Origin of the sequence: Nonomuraea sp. NPDC050227 (assembly GCF_044459705.1) — a bacterium.
Lineage (GTDB): Bacteria > Actinomycetota > Actinomycetes > Streptosporangiales > Streptosporangiaceae > Nonomuraea.
In genome coordinates, this window is sequence record NZ_JBITJF010000002.1 from 382,130 (window position 1) to 401,687 (window position 19,558).

Genomic DNA, 19,558 nt, shown 5'->3' on the forward strand with positions numbered 1-19,558 from the left:
TCAGAACTCGACGTGGTCGAGGGGGACTTCGCGGAAGCCGGCGACCCGCTCCGGGACCTGCAGCGTGTTGCCGGCGGCGGTGGCCACCAGGGAGTTGAGCATGGTGTTCAGCGCGGAGGTGATCGCCTCGGTGTCGGTCGCCGCGCCGGGCTCGGCGATGAAGGCCGCGACCGTGGCCATCCGCCGCAGCACCCCCTCGACCGCCTCGCCGAAACCGTAGGTGAGGACGTGCGGATGCGGACGCCACCGCGGGTCGGTCAGCGACTCGAACGCCTCCACCCATCGCTGCGCGGGAGTGTCGGCGGGCGCGCCGTCGGTCAGCAGGAACACGACGGGCCGCAGGGGACGCGACCCCCGCGCGGCCAGCCCCGACAGGTCGAGCTCGATGCGGTCGCGCAGCGTCTCGAACAACGGACCGAAGTACGTGGACCCGCGGCACTCCACGATCGGCAGGCCGGTCAGCGCCGCGATCTCCGTCATCGCCAGCACCACGTGCGGCCTGGTGCTGAAGGTCAGGATCGACAGATGGACGAACTCCGAGATGCGCGGGCTGGAGTAGAGCGTGTTGACGATGTCCTCAAGGGTGCGGTTGAGCAGGCTCTCGTGCGGCTTCATGGACTTGGACACGTCGAGCACCAGATAGGTCGGCAGGACCTGCGGCCCGGCCTGGCCGGGGCTTGGATCGTTCACGGGGGGCTCCAGATCTGACGTCGTTGGGGACCGGACGCCGGCTCAGGCGAACAGGGACGCCACGAGCCCGGCGCCGGCGAGCAGCACCAGGACGGCGAGGCAGACCACGATCACCACGGGCAGCAGACGCCCCGGGGAGAGGACCCCGCCAGGAGACGCCCCCCGCCGGTCCCCGGAAGGGGCGGCGTCCGCGGGGCGGGGCTCCGGCCGCGCTGCCCGCCCGGCGGGCGCGGCGGCGGCCCGATCCGCACGAGAGGCGCTCCGGTCCACGGGGGCGGCGGCCCGGTCCGCAGGGGAGGCGGTCCGGTCCGCGGGGGCGGCGGTCCGGTCCGCGGGGGCGGCGGTCCGGTCCGCAGGGGAGGCGGTCCGGTCCGCGGGGGCGGCGGTCCGGTCCGCAGGGGAGGCGTGGCGGTCGTGGGGGACGCCCGCGACCGGGCCGAGCGGCGGCCGTGGGACGGGAATCCGGACGAACTGGTCCGGGCGCGCCGTCTCCAGCAGGGCCAGCAGGTCGGCGACGGCCGGACGCCCCGCGGGGTCGGCGGCGGTCAGCGACCGGTGCAGCGCCCGGCCGAGCGGCCCGTCGCGCACGGCCGACGGCAGGGCGGCGTGGGCCGCTTCGGGGTCCGGTCCGCGCACCCCGGTCAGGCAGCGCACGACCAGCACCGCCAGCTTGTACCGGTCCGTGCGGACGGTCAGCCGGTCACCCGGCGCCACGCGGGGGTCGTCCCACATCTTGGACTCCACCCACGGCCGGTCCGTCAGCCCGCAGGAGTCCACGTCGATGACGAACACCCGGCCGCTGCGGCGCGTCCAGAAGGCGTTGGCGTAGGACCAGTCGCCGTAGACGACGTCGTGCCGCTCCAGCAGGGCCCCCACGGCGGCCAGGTTGCGCGCGACGGCCAGCCGCTCGGCCGGGGCCGGCGTCTCCCAGCCGCGCCGGGCGAAGAACCCCGGATCGGCCTGGACGAGATGGTCGACCTCAAGGAGCCGGACCGTCGTCGAGCCCGAGATCATCCGCATCGGGACGCTGAACTCCGCCGGAGCCCTGGCGATGACGACCCCTGCCGTCCTGCCGCCGTCCACGACCCGGGTGACCGGCCAGGACACGCTCCGGTCGATCAGCGCCCGGTCGGCCGCCGGCATCCCGGCCGGCAGGGCGATCAGCTGCGCCAGCACGCCGGCCGCCCCGGCCGCCCCGGCCGCGTGGCCCGGCCGGTAGAGCTTCACCAGCCAGCCGGGGTGGGCGGCGCACTCGTAGACGATCTCCGACTCGCCGTTGTCTGCCGCGATCACCGCACCGCGCTCGGCGACCTCCTCGATCGGCGTGACGGCCTCGAACGGGCTGTCCGACCATGCCCTCACGACCCGCACCTCCCTTCCGCCCGCCTGCCGGTCATGGGGCGCACCACACGACGACGGCGGTGCGGTCGTCGAGCCTGCCGGGGGACTCGAAGCCGACGTCCCGCAGGAACTCGGCGATGGGCGGCGGCGCGCTCCACCGGCCGGCGAACCAGCCCGCCAGGGGATCGCCGGGCGCCAGCGCGTCCCCCAGGCCGTCGGTGGCCAGCGCCAGCACCGCGCGCGGCGCGAGTTCGACGGTGACGCTCGTGACCTGGTCGGGATGGAAGGGCAGGAACTCCGTCAGCCGGCCCGCGTCGAGCCCCGACTTCTCCTCGCCGATCAGCCGCCGCCAGCCCTGCGGGAGCCGGAGCCAGCCGCCGACGTCGGCCAGCGCCATCAGCCTGGCCGTCCGCCGCCCGCCGGGGTCCGGGCTCACCGGGACGACGGCGACCAGCGCCGCCGCCCGCACGTCGTGCTCGGTGACGCCGTGCCGCACCGCCGAGCCGGCCATCTGCCGGGCCGCGTCGAGGAAGACGTCGCAGGCGCTCAGGGGCCCGCCGCGGTCCAGGTCCGCTCTGACCCGGCCGACCAGGGCGGTGACCGCCACGTTCGCGCCCAGGTGCGACTGCCTGCTGTCGGACATGCCGTCCGCGAGCGCCACGATCAGGTGCCGTTTGGCGGTGTCCCTGCCGAGGCGGTAGGCGTCCTGCCGGGGCACGGCGGGCTCGGCGCACCGGTGGCCCGGGCCCACGAGCGACACCGCCCGCACCGTCAGGCCGCCGACGCTGACGGCGTCCGCGGCGATCCCGGCCAGGGCCGGCTCGTCCGGCAGCCGCCAGGGCAGCCGCGCCGCGGGCGAGGACGCCGACGTCGCCGACGTCGCCGACGTCGCCGGCGCCGCGGGCGGGGCGGTGACGGCAGGCGGCGGTTTGCGGAAGGGCCAGGGCATCACGGCTCCCCGACGACGTGCGGGCCGCCGTCGAACCCGCCGTCGAAGCCGCTGTCGAACCCGTCGTCGAACCCGTCGCCGGAGCGGGGGCCGGCGGCGTGGCCGTTGTGGTGGCGGCCGTTGCGCGCGGCGTCGTGCGGTGGGGTGGGCGCGGACGCGGGGCCGGGCGCGGGGCCGGGCGAGGGGCTGCCGGGCGTGGCCTGCGGTGCGCCGGTGTGCCGGCCGCGTTGCCAGGGAGCCGGGTGCCAGCCGGTGACGTGGTCCACCGATCCGGGCACCACCTGCGACGGCAGCACGTCCTCGCCGTCGTCCCGGGGGCCGGCCTCCGGCGGGGGAGGGGGCTGCAGGGCGGGCCGCGGCTCCCGCGCGCCGATCTGCTCGATCCCGAACGCCCCGATCGGCGCGGCGCTGGCGATCCCCTCGATGGGCTCGATGATCAGCTTGCGGATGGTGTCCATCTCCGCTTCCTGGATCATGTCGTTGTCCACGAGCTTGTTGAACAGGTCGATGCGGGCCTGCATGCTCAGCTCCTTGCGCTTGCGGATGTCGCCGATGACGTCGGCCACCCGCTCGGGCGCGCGGTGGAGCAGCAGCAGCATCAGGTCGTCCTCGGAGGTGATCTGGTGCCGCAGGCCGGTGATGCCCTCGGCCTCCAGCTGGCCCTCGATGCGGGCGTCCGCCTGGGCGGCCATCCAGCCGGCCGCCTTGCGGTCGTGGCTGACCTGCACGGCGAAGCGGAACAGCAGGATGCCCTCCTGGGGGTACTGCTGCACCCGGTCGTTGCCGAAGTCCGCCATGAGCTGCCGTTCCAGGTCGGCGTCGCGGGTGATGTCGAAGCCGCGGCAGACGGGCGAGACCGCCTCGCGGATCCGCGACTGCACCAGCGCGTTGCCGTCCTGGATCCGGGACGTCACGATCTTGACCGGGTCGGTGACCCGCCACCCCACGTCGATCCGCAGCCGGAATCTGGCCGCCCGCGAACTGCTGGCCAGCTCCAGGTGCAGCACGGAGTAGTGGTCGGACATGTCCACCTCGTACCGCCACCGGTAGCGGCGGGTGAAGATGCCGGGCGGCTTGGCGAGATGGAAGACCTGGCCGGAGTCGTCGCTGTAGAGCAGCGCCCGTCCCGGCTGGATGGGCGCGCGGCCCGCCTCCTGCACCGTCTGCTCGACCAGGATGAGCGGGATCGGCGGCGGGGCGGGCGGCCCCCAGATGTCCTCGGGGGCGTGCTGGGGCAGGTGCTCGCGGGGGCTGCGCGAGTGCGGCGGCACCGGCGGGCCCTGGGGGAGCGGGCCGGTCATCCCGGCCGGGTAGTCCGGCGGGATGGCCGGGCCGGGCGGCACCGGCTGCGGGCCGGCGCCGTTGTGGGGCGGGCCGCCGTTCCCGGGCAGGGGCTGGGGAGGCATGGGCTGGTTCACTGCGGTCATCTCTCTTCTCGGACGAGGCGGAGCACCTCCGCGGCGGTGGCGGGCGCGGGACGCGAGCCCTTGGCCCACTTGCCGGCCTCGTGGGCCAGGATCGTGGCGCTGCGCGGGGTCTCGGCGACCGCCTGCATGAGACGCGCGAACGACCTGCGGGCCAGGGGATGGGCGTCGACGCTGTGCGCCCACTCGGCGAGGATCTCCTTGGCGTGCGGGTTCAGGTGGGGCGCGGTGACGGCGTCCCGCCACAGGGAGGCGATCTCCCGGTGGCGGACGGGATCCCGGGTGGCGATGTGGAGCAGGGCCGGCCAGGTGGCGCCGCCCACCTGGCGGACCAGGTCGGCCGCGGCCAGCAGGAACGCCAGGCGCGCGATCGGCTTGCGCGAGCTCTTGCCGAGCCAGCCCAGCAGGAGCGCGGGCGCCTCCAGACGTTCGCCGTCGACCTCCCACATCTCGGTGAGGCTGTTGCAGATCGCCGTCATCACGTCCAGGTCGGCGGAGGAGGCCAGCTCCTCCAGGGCCTTCATGGCCGCGGCGGGGCCGGCCGCGTCGTACTCGATCCGCCAGCATCGGGCCGCGGTGGCCCGCAGCTCCGGCGACTCGTCCGCCGACCAGGCGCGCACCAGGTTCCGGACGGGCGGCCCGAGGTCCGGGTCGGCCATCGCGGCGTGCCGCAGGGCCCGCGCGGCGGCGTCCCGCAGGTCGGGGTCGTCGCCCTCGGCCCAGGGCCTGATCACCAGAGCCCGGACGTGGTCGAAGGACCGGGCCCCGAGGACGCCGGTGGCGACCGCCGCCCGCACCCGGACCGACTCCAGCTCGTGCCGCGCGCACACGCGCAACCAGGCCAGCAGGGTGGGCCGCGCCTGGTCGTACTCGTTCCAGAAGTAGAGCAGGTACTTCTGCTGGAAGCTCGGGTCGCGGTAGCGCACCACCTCGGTGGGCGCGCCGCCGTGCCGGGTCTGCACCGTCGAGCGGACGACGTGGGCGCGCAGCGCGCGCAACCGGGCCCGCTTGCGCGCGACCAGCGGGGCGTCCCTGGCCGGCTCCGCGCTCTCCAGCGGACGCTCGGGCTCCAGGCTCTCGCGCATCAGCTCGGCCGCGGCCGAGACCGTCTCGTACGGCTCCCCGCCCAGCACCGCCACCGCCACCGCCATGCTCTGGGTGGGCAGGTCCGGCAGGCCCTCGGCCCACCTCTCGAACTCGGCCGCGTCCAGCATCGCCAGCCGGTCGCCCACGGTCTCGGCCAGCGGCTCGCCCGCCTTGTACGCCTCGGCGGCGTACGCAGCGACCAGGGCGGCGTGCGCGGGCGAGGAGTTCTTGTCCAGCTCGCTCCGGAGCAGGGCCATCATCTCCCGGTCGCCGAAGACCCGCTCCGTGGCCTCGTCGTCGAGGTCGCGGCTCAGGTGCCGGTAGAAGACCTCGACGCGGTCGGTCACCTCGCCCAGCTCCATGACCAGCGCGCCGGCTCCGGCCCCGGTGATCCGGCCGCCGGCGGACATCGTCACGACGAGCCGCGCGCGGGCGCGTTCGAACACGTCGGCGAGCTGGCCGAGGTCGTCGGCGGTGAGCTCGCGGCAGGCGGAGCCCGGCAGGTCGGCCAGGATGTAGCCGCATCCCTTGGCCAGCACGTCGGGGGTGAGCGCGCTCAACCGGGTGTCGGCGTGCAGCCGGTAGACCGCCGAGCAGCCGAGCAGGAGCCTGGTGGCCGCCATGCACCTGCCGCTGCCGGGGTCGGCCCGCAGGAACAGCACCGGGCGCGTCCCGGCCGCCTCGGCCAGGGCGTCGAAGTCGGCCGGGGCGACGAACCTCTTGTCGGCGTGTTCGAGGTCGGCCGGTCCCAGCTGCCACACGCGCGGGGCGTCCCTGGCCGCCGACACCGCGTGGTAGGTGATGTACAGGTCGCGGCCGGCCGCCTGGCCCGCGCGCACGTCGGCGCCGCCGAAGCTGGAGAAGGCGTCCGCCTCGGTGCCCAGCCGGTCCTGCACGACGCCGGGGGTGGCGGCTCTGGCGGAGATCTCGCGGCCCAGGTCGTGCGGCTTGCGCTCGCCCGGCTCGGGCTCGCCGTCCGGGCTCTGGGGGTCGGGGTTCTTCGGCTCCTCCTGGTTCGGCGGTTCCTTGTCGCTCATGTCCTGTCTCCGTAGTGATGGTGGATGTCGCGGCCGGCGACGGACTCGGCGATGATGTGGGCCCCCGCGAAGGCCCCGCCGCCGGACCCGGCCGAGGGGGCGCCGGAGGCCGGCGCGTCAGGGGCGGGGGCGGCGTCGCAGGCGGGGCCTTGGCCCGCCGGATCGTCGGGCCAGGGATGTCCGCCCGGCAGCCACAACCACGCCCGCCGGCCGCCCGCGTCCACCTCGCGCAGGTCCTCGGTCTCCAGCGAGGTGAGCTGCCCGGCGATGGTGTCCTCGACGACGTCCGCCGACATGACCACGACCAGCTCGGCCGCGCCGCGCTCCAGCACGGCCCGCGCGGCGGCGCAACCGGCCAGCTCCCTGGCCACCACCGGGCCCGGCCCGGTGTACCCGCCGGCCGCCTCCCCGGCCGTCATGCCGAAGTTGATCGCCAGCCGCAGGCGCAGCCGGCCGTCGGGCGCGGTCAGCCGGTTGTGCTCGCGCACCGCGGCCAGCACCTGGTGGACGAAGGCGTCGCAGACCACCGGCTCCGGCTCGCCCGGCGGCAGCACGGCCAGCTCGCCCCCGACCTCCCCGACCCGCCCCCAGGACGGCCGGTCGAGCCGGGCACGCCGGGCCGCCACGTCCAGCGCGCCGCTCAGTCCCTCCCGGATCACCCCCTGCATCCTGGCCGTACGCGTGTCGTAGCCGTGCGCCCGCACCGCGAGCACCAGCCTGCGTTCGAAATCGTGGCCCATGCGCTCACCACCAGACCAGAAGGAGGCTCAGCACGATCACGGCCAGGACCAGGCCGGCCAGCAGCCAGCGCGGCACCCGCGCCGGCCGCCGCCAGTAGTCGGGCAGCAGTCCCGGCGGTTGTGCCGGACGCGAGGCCGGCAGGCGCGGCGCCGTCTCCTGGCGGGGCTCGGCCATCCGGTGCAGCAGGTCGGGCAGCAGCCGGTCGGCCAGGACGGCGGCCTGGCGCGGATCGTCCAGCCGGGCGTAGATGAGCGCGCCGGCCCGGGCCCACACCTCCGCGCCGTCCTCCCGTGCCAGCCGCGCGGCCAGCCAGCGCATCGGCTGCCCCCTGTCGAGCCGCGGGCCGAGCAGCGGTTGCAGCAGGCCGGCCAGCCGCGAGGGCGCGAGGTCGCGGTAGTGCCCGGTCAGCCGGGCGGCGTGCCAGTCCGCGTGGTTGAGCTGCTCGACGATCTGCGCCGCCTCGGCCTCCGGCACCGTCACCCGGCGGCCGGCGGCGGCGCAGATCCACTCGACGAGCTGGAAGAAGGCGTCGCCGTGCTGGGCGGGCAACATCCGGTACAGCTCGGCCAGCAGCTTTCCGTCCATGCCGTCCGTCTCTTCCGGGCCGCCCGGGGCGGCGGGCGGGGCGCTCACCGGGGCCGCGCCGCCGGGCGCGCGGTGCGCCCCGGTGGTGGCGGCGGGCGAGGCCGGTTTCTGCACCGCGAAGACGTAGCCCGACGCGGGCGGGTCGGCGTACTGGCGCAGGCAGACGGCCGCCGCCTCCAGCCGGGCCTCCAGCGTGCGGTACTGCGACACGACCGCCTCCAGCCGCCCGGCCACGCCCGTCCCGCCCAGCTCCTGGTAGGCCCTGACCAGGCAGCGGGCGAGCGTGTCGCACTCGTCGGCGGGCGCCCGCGGCTCCTCCCACAGGGCGATCCTGTTCTCCTCCCGCGGCTGGGTGGGCGGCGCACCGCCGTGCGCCTGGGCCACGCGGAAGACCAGGTGCGGCTGCAGGCCGCCGCGGTCGTCGCCCTGCGCCGCCTCGAAGGTGGAGAACGACGGACGCCAGGCGTGCGCCGTCCCCTGGAGCAGCACCGCGGCGGTGAACCGCAGCCCCCGCAGGTAAGCGCCCGGGACGGGCGCCTGGGGGTCGGCGGCCGGGAGCATCGCCGCGAGGGGCCGTCCCGGCTGCCGCAGGACGGCGGCCACCAGGGCGGTCAGGCCCTGGACGGGATGCGGCCGGACGGCGGCGCGCGCGAGGAAGGACGCGGTCAGCTCCTCGTGGTCGGCGGCCGGCAGCCTGGCCAGCGTCCGGCCCTGCGGGACCTGGCCGGGCGGCTCTCCCAGGCTCAGCGCGCCCAGTCCCTGCCACAGGCAGGCCAGCGCCAGGTCGACGCTCACCGCCGCGCACGGCCCGATCAGCGCACGCGCCACCTGCGGATGACGGCCGCCGCCGGCCCGCGAGGACGGCGCGGACAGGACGAGCGCGTCCGGGTCGTACGAGCGCTCGATGATCGTGGCCAGCTCGTCGCCGGGCAGGACGAGGTAGACCAGGCTGCGATGGCCGGAGGCCACCCCCCGCGGCAGCGTGGCCATGGGCAGGATCAGCTTCGAGGCGTGGTGGACCCGCGGATCCTCGGTGGAGCAGGCGATCGGCCCGAAGTCCTTGCCCGGCCGCCAGCGGAACTCGACCTGGTCGACTGACGTCGCGTTCATCAGATTCCGATCCTCCGGGCTTCTGGGGAGGTGAGCACGCCGGTCATCGCCATCAGGGAGATCAGCGGATTGAGCACCCGGCAGGGCCGCACGCCGCGGACGAACGTCTTGTCCGCCACGGTGTCGGAGCCGGCCGCCGAGGCCACGTGGAAGGTGGCCCTGCGGCATTCGCGGTAGGGGCGCGTCCAGGCGTCGGCCTGCCTGGCCCGGAGGTAGGCGTAGACGTCGGCGCTCTCCCGCAGCGAGGACTCCGGGTCGAGCACCCGGTCCGGCTGCCGCAGCCACCACGCGATCGGGTCCTCGAAGCGCAGCAGGTCGGCCTTGCCCAGCACGATCGCCGTGCTCAGCTCGGCCAGGCGGCCCGACCCCTGCAGGAGCTCCAGCACGGTGGCGAAGGTCCGGTCGCCGAGCTCGTCGCGGCCCAGCTCGGCGGCGTTCACCACGAAGATCAGCCCGTCGGCCACGTCGAGGAAGCGGCGCGCCGACTCGATCTCCAGCAGGTCGCCGCCCGCCACGTCGAACAGCGCGACCGGGCGCGCGTCCCCGCCCGCCTCGCGCACCAGGAAGACGTCCACCAGGCCGACGGCTCCCGGCCGGGTGTGCTCGACCACCCGCGAGTCGTTGAGGAACGGACTGACCTGCTCGTCGACCAGGCTCTGATGGGCCGCCAGGCTGATCGCCTGATGGCTCAGGCCGGGGCCGAGCCCGTGTTTCTCCAGTTGCGCGATCATCGAGATCAGCAGGTGCGTCTTGCCGGAGTTGGTCGCGCCGACGAACCCGTAGACCGACGGCGTGCCGTGCCCGCCGTAGGCGAGCGGGAGGTAGTGGGCCGCTCCGGGCCCGTCCTCCTCCGGCCCCGGGCAGCGGACGAAGGCCGTGCGCCGCAGCACCGCCCGCTGCGTGGGGCTCGCGCTGTCCGGGATCGTCAACGCGACGTAGGCGCCCTCGCCGCGGTCGTAGCGGTAGAGCTCGCGCTCGTCCCACGTCAGGGTCGCGGCGCAGATCGGGCACGGCACGAGGGGGCCGCTCGCCTCGCGGGCGGCCGGGTCGGCCGGTGCGGATGGGGGCATGGGCGCTCCGTTGGCTCTGCGCGCGTAGTCGGCCACCAGCCGGCCGGCGACGCTGTCGTGGACGGGATGCGCGGGCAGCGTCCCCGCGCGTTCGCGGAACCGGACGAGCAGCCCCGGATGGCTGGGCGGCCTGGCCCGGTCGTCGTAGGTCTCGAAGGCCAGCGGCGGCAGGGTGTCCCACGGTTCGCCGGCGGCCGCGCCGAGGACGGCGTCCAGCCCCCACAGCAGCGCGTGCGCGCACCGCGACGGCGGCAGCTCGATCGGGCCCTCCGCGCCGGCCAGCAGGTGCGACAGCAGCGGCACGAGCTGCGCCAACGGCTCCGGCGAGCGCGCCTCGGCGTCCAGGCCGGCCCGGTACGGCTCGACGCCGCGCACCGTGAGCGGCATCAGGCGCCCTCCCGGCCCGCGCAGCCAGCGCCAGTCGCGCAGCTCCAGCGCGAGCCGGGGCGTCAGCAGCGCGGGCGCGCCCACGAGCAGCCGGGCCAGCGCGCTGCGCCCCCCGCGCGGCTGCTCGCGCCGGACCAGCACGGCCTGCCGGTCGAAGATCGCGTAGACGTGGCTGACCCCCGGTGAGCCGCCGGGGTCCGTGCGCAGCCAGTGCTCGACCTGGCGGTGGAGCCGCGCGAGCTCGTCCGGCCGGAGCGTGGAGGCGGTGGGGCCGAAGGCCGGGCCCGACGCCGAGCGCTGCCACCCGTAGGTGACCTGGTGCAGGACGCTCATCTGCGCCGCCTCCAGGGGCGCCCGCGCCGGGCCGGCTCTTCGGGGGCGGCCGGGACGGGCGGGACCGGCTCGGCCTCGGCGACCGGCGCGGTCTGCGGGTGTTTGAGCGCCCGCAGCGCGAAGAAGTCCGCTCGGCCGCGCTCCAGCGCCACGTCGGGCGACATCCCGCGCGGCACCGGGTCGGGGACGTCGAGCCGCCGCAGCAGCTCGCGGACCGACGGACGCCCCTCGGGCGGGCCGAAGACGCCCCGCAGCAGGCGCGCCAGGTCGGGCGGCGCGTCGGCCAGGTCGGCCCGCTCCGGGGCGCGGCCGGTCGCCACCCAGAAGATGAGCCGTCCCGCCGCCCAGACGTCGTCCTCGCCGGTCACGACGCCGGCGGTCTGGCCGGGCCGCTGTTCGGGCGCCCACCAGGGCGGCGCGCCCGCCACCGACCGGGGCGTCCCGGCCAGGGCGGCCTCGGCGAAGCCGGTGATCTGCGCGCACACGGTGTCCCAGTGGACGGTCTCGGGCGACAGCGCCCGGTGCGCGATCCCGGCGGCGCTCGTCCACCGCAGCCCGGTCAGCAGGCTCCGCTGGAACGGCAGGTTCTCACTCGGCAGGATCCGGCCCAGCGTGCCGCCGACGGGCTTGCCGCGGTAGGGCTCCAGCAGGACGAACGGCAGCTCGCCGTCCGCCTCGTAGCCGATCAGCCGGGACACCTGCGGCGGGTACGGCGCCGAGCCGCACAGCCTGCTCAGCCGCAGACCCGCCAGGATCTCGTTGTCGAGGGCGTCGTACCCGGACCCGGGCCCCGCGGCCGCCGGCCCGACGTGGCGGGCCTCGCGCTGCCTCCCGTCGGGCCAGGAGAGCGCGAGCAGGCAGGAACGCAGCGGCGGCGCGGGCGGGACGGGGTCCTCGCGGCGGGCGGTCACCGTGACCTCGGCGGAGGCGCCGTGGCGGTCGCGGAAGCGCAGCACCGTTCCCGGTTCGGTCATCGGCGCGGTCATGGGCGCGGTCATCGGCGCTCGCCCTCCTGGACGGGCTCCGGCTCGTCCGCCCAGGTCTGGCGGGCGACGCCCGGCCGTACCGGGACCAGGCGCAGCGTCCCGGCGTGGCGCGCCGAGGGCACCCACACCGTCCCGGCGGGCAGCGACTCCTCCAGCGCGGCCCGGCAGGGGCGCGGGGCGAAGCGCACAGCGGCGGGCGGCCCGGCGCCGACGTCCAGCAGCGACAGGTCGCGGGCCAGGCAGAGCTGCCACATGACGGCGGACACGTCGTGCCCCGCGGCCGAGGCCAGCTCCGGCAGGTCCTCCTCCGGCGCGGCGCCGTCGGCCTCGACCGCCCATTCCGTCGCGAACGGCGGCGGATCGTCCATGCCGTGCTCGGCGACGTGCTTCTCCCAGACCGAGAACAGCTCGGCGGCCCTGCCACCGGCCCGTTCGCCGTGCTCGGCGGTCGAGCCGGCGGCCAGCCCGCGCAGCGCCGGCGCCGCCGCCTCACGCACCAGGTCCGCCAGGAAGTGCTCGACCCGCCGGTCCCGCCGCCCGGGGACGTCGTGCGCCGCGCCGCCCGGCGGGCGGGTGCGCTCGGCGACGACCGCGGCGACGTGCGCGAGCGCGGCGCTCACCCGGGCCGTCGCGTCGGCGGCGTCCACCCGCGCCCCCGCCCGCGCCCACTCACGGTCGGCCGCGCCGGCGACGGACAGCAGGTCGTCGACCGCCTTCGCGGCCGCGTCGAAGCGTCGCGCCGCCGCCCAGGCCGCCGTACGCCGCCGCCAGGAGCCGCGGATCGCCCACGCCGCGCCGGCCAGCGCCACGATCAGCACCAGCGCCCACGCCGGTTGCGGCAGGATCCCCGCCGCCTCCAGCGCCGCACCGGCCAGCCCGCCCGCGGCGCCGCCCACCACGGCGGCGGCGGCGTTCGCGGCGAGCGCGCCGAGGTGCCCGCCCGGCCGCCCGCCGGGCCCGCGCAGCACGGTCAGCGTGACCGACAGCGTCCAGAGCAGCGCCATCACCAGCCCGCTGGCCACCCCGAACGGGGTGAGCCCGGCCAGTGCCGCGCACACCAGGCCGACGGCCGGCAGCCACGGCTGCGGACCCGCCATCGGCTCGGGATCGCGCAGCCCCGCCACCAGCGCGTCCGGGCAGACCTCCCGCAGCCGGGGCACCAGCGCCCGGCTGCCGCGCGGCATCAGCCGCGTCTGCCACCGGTCCAGGCCCTCGACCAGGCGGGGCAGCGGCGTGCCGGTCCGCAGGCCGGCGTCCAGGTACCGGCCGATCGAGGCGCGGACGCGGGCGGCGTCGAACCCCTCCGGCTCGGCGGGCACGATCCCGGCCGCGGTGACGGCCGCCCGGGAGCCGGCGTCGGGCCTGGCGCCGCTGTGGGCCGCGGCGAACAGCTCCTCCAGCCGCTCCCGCAGCCGGCCGAGTGCCTGCCCGGCGGCGGTCGCCGCCGTTTCCGCGGGGACCGGGCCGACCATGAGGGACACGTCGTCGCCCAGCTCGTCCCCCAGGGCGGCCGCCTCGTCCAGGGCGGCCCGCGCCTGGTCCGCCAGACTCGCCAGAGGCCCGCCGGGGGCCAGCCGCAAGGGCGGCGCCGTCGGCGGAGCGGCCGGCGCCGCGGCGGGCTCGGGCGGCTCGCCCCCGCCGGCGGCCAGCAGCCGCCCGCCGGCCGCGGCGAGCGCCTGGCGCAGGTCGTCGCCGCCCGCGCCCGTCCAGGCCAGCCTGATGCCCGGATTGGCGATGCGGCCGGGCAGGCGTTCGACCCGGCGCAGCGCCTCGTGGAACACCTCGCTCAGCGACAGCACGTCGAGCAGGCGCAGCAGGCCCGCCTCGGCGCCCTCCGCCCGGTCCCGCCGTACCGCGGGCGCCGCCGCGGCCGGCCGCCAGTCGATCCCGTACGGATCGGGCACCCACAACACCCCGGCCGCCTGCGTCAGGCTGCCCGGCAGCGCGATCCGGTGCGGCTCGCCCTGCGGCCGGCCCACCGCCACGCACAGCACCGCGTCGGTGTAGCGGGAGGCCAGCAGCATCTCGTAGGCGCGGCGGTGCCCGGCCAGAGCCGCGACGTCGTCCACCACCAGCAGCGAGGTCAGGTCCTCCTGGCCGTCGTCGGACAGCAGCGCCGCCACCTCGCCGGACGCGCCCTCGCCGAGGCCCCGCAGGTTCAGCCGGACCACCCGCCCGCTCACGCGGCGCCGCCCGTCCGGCGCTTGTACGCCTCGTACAGGGCGTGCAGGTTCTCCCGCGTCGCGCCGGGCAGCTCGAACGTGACGGCCATCGCCGCGGGCAGCGTCTCGTGCCAGAACCGGCGCAGCATCCGGGCCCGGGCCCGGTTCGCCGGGGCGATCTCGACGAGCATCCGGTCCAGGCAGTCGACCTGCTCCCCGGCCAGCCCCACGACCAGCTCGAACAGCTTCGACGGCGGATGCGTGCCCTCGTCCAGCTTGTACGGCGCCGCCTGCATGAGCTGGGCGCAGAACACCCGGGCGGCGTCGTCGTTGTCGGCCAGCGTCCACAGCTCGTACGCCTGGAGCAGGCTGCCCCAGGAGGAGGCGTCCTCCAGCGCCTTGAGGCCGAGCGACATGGCCACCTCGTTGAGCCGGACCTCGGCCTGGGACGGCGAGGCCGGGTCGCCCAGCACCCGCACGTCGCCGTTCCACATCGCGCACAGCAGCCGGTGCAGGATGAGCACCCGGTGCTCCTCCCGGGTGGCGAGGTAGCCGAAGTCGTAGCCGGTGCGCTGCCGCCAGGGCAGGAAGTCGTCCCGGCGCGGCCGGTGCACCGCGTCCGCCCAGGTCCGCAGGACGTGCCGGACCTCCTTGACGTCGGTGATGCCCATCGAGGACCGGAACAGCACGACCGAGACGGACTCGGCGGTGGTGCCGGTGAACTCGAAGGTGATGCCGGGTCCCTCGGGAAGCTGCAACGACGTGCGCAGGTAGGCGGCGATGGCCTGGTTCTCGGCGCCCGGGTAGGACACCAGCACCTTCAGCGGCCCGGTGCCCTGCGGCGTGAAGTTGGCCGGCACCAGGCCGGTGAGCCGGCTGCGGAACTCCTCCAGCTCCGTCTCCCCGAACCGGGGACGGTCCGAGCCCAGCCCCGCCGCCTGGTCGAGCAGGTCGCGCAGCTTGGGCAGCAGCGTCGCGCGCCCCTGCGTCTCCTCCTGCAGGTACGTCTTGACGTCGGTCTTGATCCGCTCCCGCAGCTCGTGGACCGCCCGCTCGGGGGTGGTCTCGATCGACTGGCGGTAGATCCGCTGCCAGCCGTCCTGGCCCATCAGGCGCCGCAGCACCTCGGCGTCGTCGGCGGTCGGCTCGATCATCAGCCGCTCCCGGATGCGGGTGACGGCGTTGCGGTAGAACTGCTCCAGGCTGCCGGTCGGCAGGTGGAAGACCACGCCGACCCGGGGCCGGTACAGGTGCTCGGAGCGTTCCCTGAACCGGTTGGGGTCCTGCCGGGCCAGGTCGTGCAGCGTCTGGTTGAGCGCGCGCAGATGGTCCTCGGCCACGCCGAGCGCGCGCTCCCAGCGCTGGTGCTGGGACGCCCACGGCTCGGTCCACAACACCCGGCTGCGCCAGCTGTACCAGATCTCCTGCTGCTGCCGGGCCTCCGCCGGGGCGTCGTCGGTCCACTTGACCTTGACCATGCCGAGCGAGCGGTCGCGCAGCTGGGGCAGGGCGGGCGGCGCCTCGCGGATGCCCGGCGGCGGCGGCGGGGGCACGCTGCGGCGCTGCATCAGGCCCTTGGCCCCGAACTGGTCCACCGGGTCGGCGAGCGAGGCGTGCCCGAACAGCACGCGCCGCACCCGGAACGGGTCGATCGTGCCGAGCAGCCCGAGCACCGCGCTGCCCGGGTCGAACTGGCTCACCATGGCGGGGACGCTCTGGTCGAGCTGGGCCCGCAGCTCGTTCAGCCCGATCCGCATCGCGGCCAGGCGGTCGGCCAGCGCCGCCAGCACCTCGCGGGCGCCCGTGGCCGGCTCGGGCTCGGCGTACTCCACCTGCCGCCGGGCGAAGACCTGGTGGATGTGCGAGAGCGTGAAGAACTCCTCGATCAGCGCCCGGTTGCTCTCCGCGCCCGGCGACGGCTCGCGCAGCTCCTCGACGGCGGCCCGCAGCAGCCGTCCGGCCACGACGTCGGCCAGCTCCTCCACCGGCGTGGTCAGCGACGTCACCAGCGCCGTGGACACCCCGCGGCTGCCCACGCCGTTCTCGGCCATGGTCTGCCGCTGGGCGACGGAGTTGATGAAGCTGTCGGCGAAGGACTGGTGCTGCTCTCCGTCGTTGCGGACCTTCGGGCTCAGCTCGGTGCCGATCAGCGACATCACCAGCGACACCACCGAGCGCCGGAGGTCCCCGGGCTTGGCGCCGGTCGGGCGGGAGAACAGGAACGCGGTCTGGGCGACGCCCGGCCGCATCGCCACGCGCCCCTCCAGCGGGTAGCGCACCGCGATCTCCTCCGGGTCGCCCTGGTCGCCCTCCAGACCGGGCAGGTGGCGGACGGCGTCGGCGGTGTTCTGGTGGTCCACCAGCTGGAACATGTCGAGCAGGGCCCGGCCCGCGTTGAGCTCGGCCGGTCGTCCGCCGCCCGCGCCCGACTCGAAGGCCGAGGGCATGAGCACCAGCGGGTAGATCTTGGGCTTCAGGTCCGTCTCCTGGAACTGCCTGCTGATCAGGTGGAGGTAGTCGTAGAAGATGCCCGCGCCGGTGCCCCCGGCGACGGAGAACGCCACGAAGACGTCCACCGCCCTCGGGTTGATCGTCGCGCCGTCGGCCAGCCGGAACAGGTCGGTGGCCGCCTGGTTGCCGGACAGGTTGCCGATGGCCGCGTCGATGTCGCGGATCGCCGGGCCGATCCCGTCGCGGAAGGTCTCGAACAGGGCCGCCCGCCCGACGGTCGGCATCTGCCCGGCGCCCTTCTGCAGGGGCAGCACCCGCGGCTCCCCGTGGCTGGGCGGCAGCCAGCCGCGCACGGCCTCCCCGGCCGCCAGCCGCAGGTTCACCGCCACCTGGGGATAGGAGTCCACCTGCGGCACCAGGCCGCGCACGTAGTGGGCGGTGAGCTGCGCCGTGTGCACGTGCTGCGGGCCGGGCACGACGCTCAGCGGCAGCCGGTCCAGCTCGGCCTGGTTGACGTCGGCGTAGACGAACTGCAGGCAGGCCGGGAGCTGGTAGCGCTGGGCGTCCTCGCGTTTGCGCTGGAAGAGGCTGCCGTCGGGGCCGCAGATCTCCTCGCGCAGCCTGCGCTCCAGCCCGGCGCCGATCGCGCAGCCGGTGCCGCCGAGGCCGACGAAGAGCAGGGGTTGGTAGAGCTTCATGGGGTGTCTCCTCGCGGCCTCAGAGCCAGGGGCTGTCGTAGTCGGGGGCGGTCCGCTGCCAGGAGTCCTCCCGGTCCCGCGGCTCGCCGCCGGGGTCGGGGGCGGGGCCGGGGGCTGGGCCGGGGGCGGGGCCGGGGGCCGGCGGGGCCGGCTTCGCAGGGCGGCGGAGCCCGGCGCGCCGGGCCGTGCCGCGCCGCTTGGCCGCGTCCCGGAAGACCAGCCGGTGCCCGCTCGGCAGCGGCTCGCTCTCCACCCCCATCCCCAGCGGGTAGCGGTCGCCTTCGGGCGTCTGGACGGTGACGCCCGCGCCGGCCCGGCAGACCGTGAACACCTGGTCGCCGTCGTCGGGCCCGGGCGGCACGAGACGCGCGGCGTAGGTGTCGCCGCGCAGCGCGAACCGGAAGCGGGGGGACCATCTGCTGGGCGCCTTCAGCTCCGCGCCGGTGCGCTCACCGTCGAGCGTCAGCGCGACCGACAGGCCGCGCACGTTCACCCTGCGCCGGCGCGCGGCGCGGACCAGCAGCAGCGTCACGCCCGCCAGCAGCAGGACGAGCGCGGCCGCCGCGATGTACCTGCGGTAGGTCTCCCACCAGGTGGGCGGACGTTCGACCGAGACGGTGAGCAGTCCGGAGGCGTACGCCACGGCCGGGTCGCCGTCGTCGGCCAGCCGCACCTCCATGGACGCGCCGCCGAGCGCCGCGTCCTTGCCGAAGCGGATGGTGAAGGGGGTGGTGGAGTCGCCGGGCGGGAGCGTGACCGGCCCGTCGGGGGCCGGCGTCGCGCGCACCCCGGCGACGCTCCGGAGCGCCAGCCGGGCCCGTCTGGGCGAGGAGGCGCCGTTGTGCACGGTCACCCGGCCGCGCACGACCTCTCCCTGACGCACGGTGCCGTCGCCGTCGAACTCGATCTGGCCCTGGACGACGGTCTCCGCGGCCCCCACCGTGACGGTGGTCGGCACCCGTTCGGCCCTGATGCCGGTGCCCGCGACGACCCCCGTCAGGGTGACGTCGCCGGGCCCCTGCGGCGCGGCGAAGACGCCCGCGTACCGGCCGTCGTGCTCCCTGTCGTCCGGGGCGCTTCCGTCGTCCCTGACCTGGACGGTCTGCGGCTGCGCGAGGCCGCCTCCGGTGGCGGTCACCGAGAACGTGAGGCCGCGCAGCGCCTCCTCGTCGGTGATCGCGCCCCTGCGGGTGACCAGCGAGAGCCGGATCCTGACCTCCTGCCCGGCGCGGGCCGAGGGCGGTTCCGGCACGATCGCGGCCTGCACCGCGCCCTGCCACAGCGCGGTCGCGCTCACCAGCCGCCGGCTGAGCCGCTGGGGCGCCTTCAGCCGGACCGTCCACGTGCCGTTGAGCGGGTTGACGATGCGCAGCGCCTCCGTCGCGGTGTTCGCGCCGCTGTGGGCGAAGGTGGAGTCGCCGGCCGTGCCGGTCGTCACCGTGCGGCCGCGGGGGTCGACGAACTCGGCCAGCACCCGGGGGTCGCTCTTGCTGACCGTGATGGTGCCGTCGGTGGCGATCAGCGGGATCTCGACCTTCAGCTCGCGCACCTGGCCGTCCTCGACGGTGGTGGAGTCCGTCGGGGTCAGGCCCGAGCAGGTGGCCGCGGCGTACGCCTCGAACAGCGAGCGGGTGACGTCCCTGTCGTCGCGGACGATGCGGGCCCGCGGCCGCGACTCTTCGCGGGCGTCGCACCCGGCGCGCGAGCCGCCGGCGGCGAACCTGTCCAGGTTCTCCTGCGTGACCCCCGCGCCGAAGCCCAGCGGCCAGATCTGCACGCCCTCCCGCTGCGTCTGCCCGATCACGTCGCCGAGTTGCTGCGCGGCGCCCTCGTTGCGGCGCTGCCGCACCACCGGGTCGGCTTCGGAGCCGCTGCCGTAGGCGGGGCTGCGCGGCACGTCCAGGTGGCCGTCGGTCAGCAGGAAGACCACCTTCAGCGCGTTGGCGGGCGACCCGTCGCGCAGCGTCGCCAGCGCCTGGGTGAGCGCCGCCACGTGGTCGGTGTCGTTCCCCTCCTCGTCGGTCCGCCGGTGCAGGCCCTTCACGCACTCCGACAGGTACTGCAGGCTGACGCCGTCGCCCACGACGGTGGGCCGGCACACCTGGTCGACGGCGTTCTGCCCCGGCCGGCCGTTGTTGCTGCCGAAGCCGATCACGGTGACCCTGCTCTGCGGGTTCAGCACGCTCTGGGCGATCGTGGAGGTGGCCTCGATCTCCCGGGACACGGCCCCGGCCGACAGGCTCCCCGACTCGTCGACCGCGACCACCATGTCCAGGGGCAGCGTCTCCGGGGCGGCGGTCGCCGCCGCGCGGGCGGGGAGGGCGTGCGGCGGTACCGGCAGCGCGAGCGTCAGCGCCCCCGCCATGACGACGAGAGCGCGCGTCGCCCGGCAGCGCAAGGCTGATGTCATATCCGAGTCCTTCGGTGGAAAGGCGTTGCCAGAGGAGGGCATGAATGGGTCTCGCCCCGTTCGAGACGCGTAGCCCTCTCATTTTTAGCGGCCATGCT

12 protein-coding genes are annotated in these 19,558 nt (G+C 76.0%); all 12 read right to left on the bottom strand.

Features of this window, described 5'->3' with window-relative positions; all coding sequences use genetic code 11:
• From ACIBK9_RS08975 to ACIBK9_RS09030, 12 genes are read right to left on the bottom strand one after another with little or no spacing between them, the layout of a single operon-like run.
• Entirely contained in the window at positions 1–690 is a 690-nt protein-coding gene (locus ACIBK9_RS08975) for a hypothetical protein (protein ID WP_397156480.1), read from the bottom strand.
• 42 nt (positions 691–732) lie between these two features.
• A complete protein-coding gene (locus ACIBK9_RS08980; RefSeq protein ID WP_397156482.1) occupies positions 733–2,052 on the bottom strand; it encodes a hypothetical protein in 1,320 nt (439 codons plus the stop codon).
• A 31-nt stretch (positions 2,053–2,083) separates the two neighbouring features.
• A complete protein-coding gene (locus ACIBK9_RS08985; RefSeq protein ID WP_397156484.1) occupies positions 2,084–2,980 on the bottom strand; it encodes a protein phosphatase 2C domain-containing protein in 897 nt (298 codons plus the stop codon).
• The gene (locus ACIBK9_RS08990; RefSeq protein WP_397156485.1) at positions 2,980–4,407 is read right to left on the bottom strand and encodes a hypothetical protein; all 1,428 of its coding nucleotides are present in this window, start codon (positions 4,405–4,407) and stop codon (positions 2,980–2,982) included. Before ACIBK9_RS08990 ends, ACIBK9_RS08985 begins: the two co-directional genes overlap by 1 nt.
• Entirely contained in the window at positions 4,404–6,527 is a 2,124-nt protein-coding gene (locus ACIBK9_RS08995; protein ID WP_397156487.1) for a hypothetical protein, read from the bottom strand. The genes ACIBK9_RS08990 and ACIBK9_RS08995 overlap by 4 nt, the downstream gene beginning before the upstream one ends.
• A complete protein-coding gene (locus ACIBK9_RS09000; protein ID WP_397156489.1) occupies positions 6,524–7,267 on the bottom strand; it encodes a hypothetical protein in 744 nt (247 codons plus the stop codon). The genes ACIBK9_RS08995 and ACIBK9_RS09000 overlap by 4 nt, the downstream gene beginning before the upstream one ends.
• A 4-nt stretch (positions 7,268–7,271) precedes the next feature.
• Positions 7,272–8,963: a hypothetical protein gene (locus tag ACIBK9_RS09005; protein WP_397156490.1), complete on the bottom strand. Its 1,692-nt coding sequence runs from the start codon at positions 8,961–8,963 to the stop codon at positions 7,272–7,274.
• Complete coding sequence (locus ACIBK9_RS09010) at positions 8,963–10,753, bottom strand: hypothetical protein (protein WP_397156492.1); 1,791 nt, start codon at positions 10,751–10,753, stop codon at positions 8,963–8,965. Before ACIBK9_RS09010 ends, ACIBK9_RS09005 begins: the two co-directional genes overlap by 1 nt.
• Positions 10,750–11,751, bottom strand: coding sequence for a hypothetical protein (locus ACIBK9_RS09015; RefSeq protein WP_397156494.1), 1,002 nt, complete (start codon positions 11,749–11,751; stop codon positions 10,750–10,752). The genes ACIBK9_RS09010 and ACIBK9_RS09015 overlap by 4 nt, the downstream gene beginning before the upstream one ends.
• Positions 11,748–13,922: a hypothetical protein gene (locus ACIBK9_RS09020; protein WP_397156496.1), complete on the bottom strand. Its 2,175-nt coding sequence runs from the start codon at positions 13,920–13,922 to the stop codon at positions 11,748–11,750. The genes ACIBK9_RS09015 and ACIBK9_RS09020 overlap by 4 nt, the downstream gene beginning before the upstream one ends.
• Entirely contained in the window at positions 13,919–17,050 is a 3,132-nt protein-coding gene (locus ACIBK9_RS09025; protein ID WP_397156497.1) for a tubulin-like doman-containing protein, read from the bottom strand. The genes ACIBK9_RS09020 and ACIBK9_RS09025 overlap by 4 nt, the downstream gene beginning before the upstream one ends.
• A 19-nt stretch (positions 17,051–17,069) precedes the next feature.
• Complete coding sequence (locus ACIBK9_RS09030; protein WP_397156499.1) at positions 17,070–19,460, bottom strand: vWA domain-containing protein; 2,391 nt, start codon at positions 19,458–19,460, stop codon at positions 17,070–17,072.
• Positions 19,461–19,558: the final 98 nt, after the last annotated feature.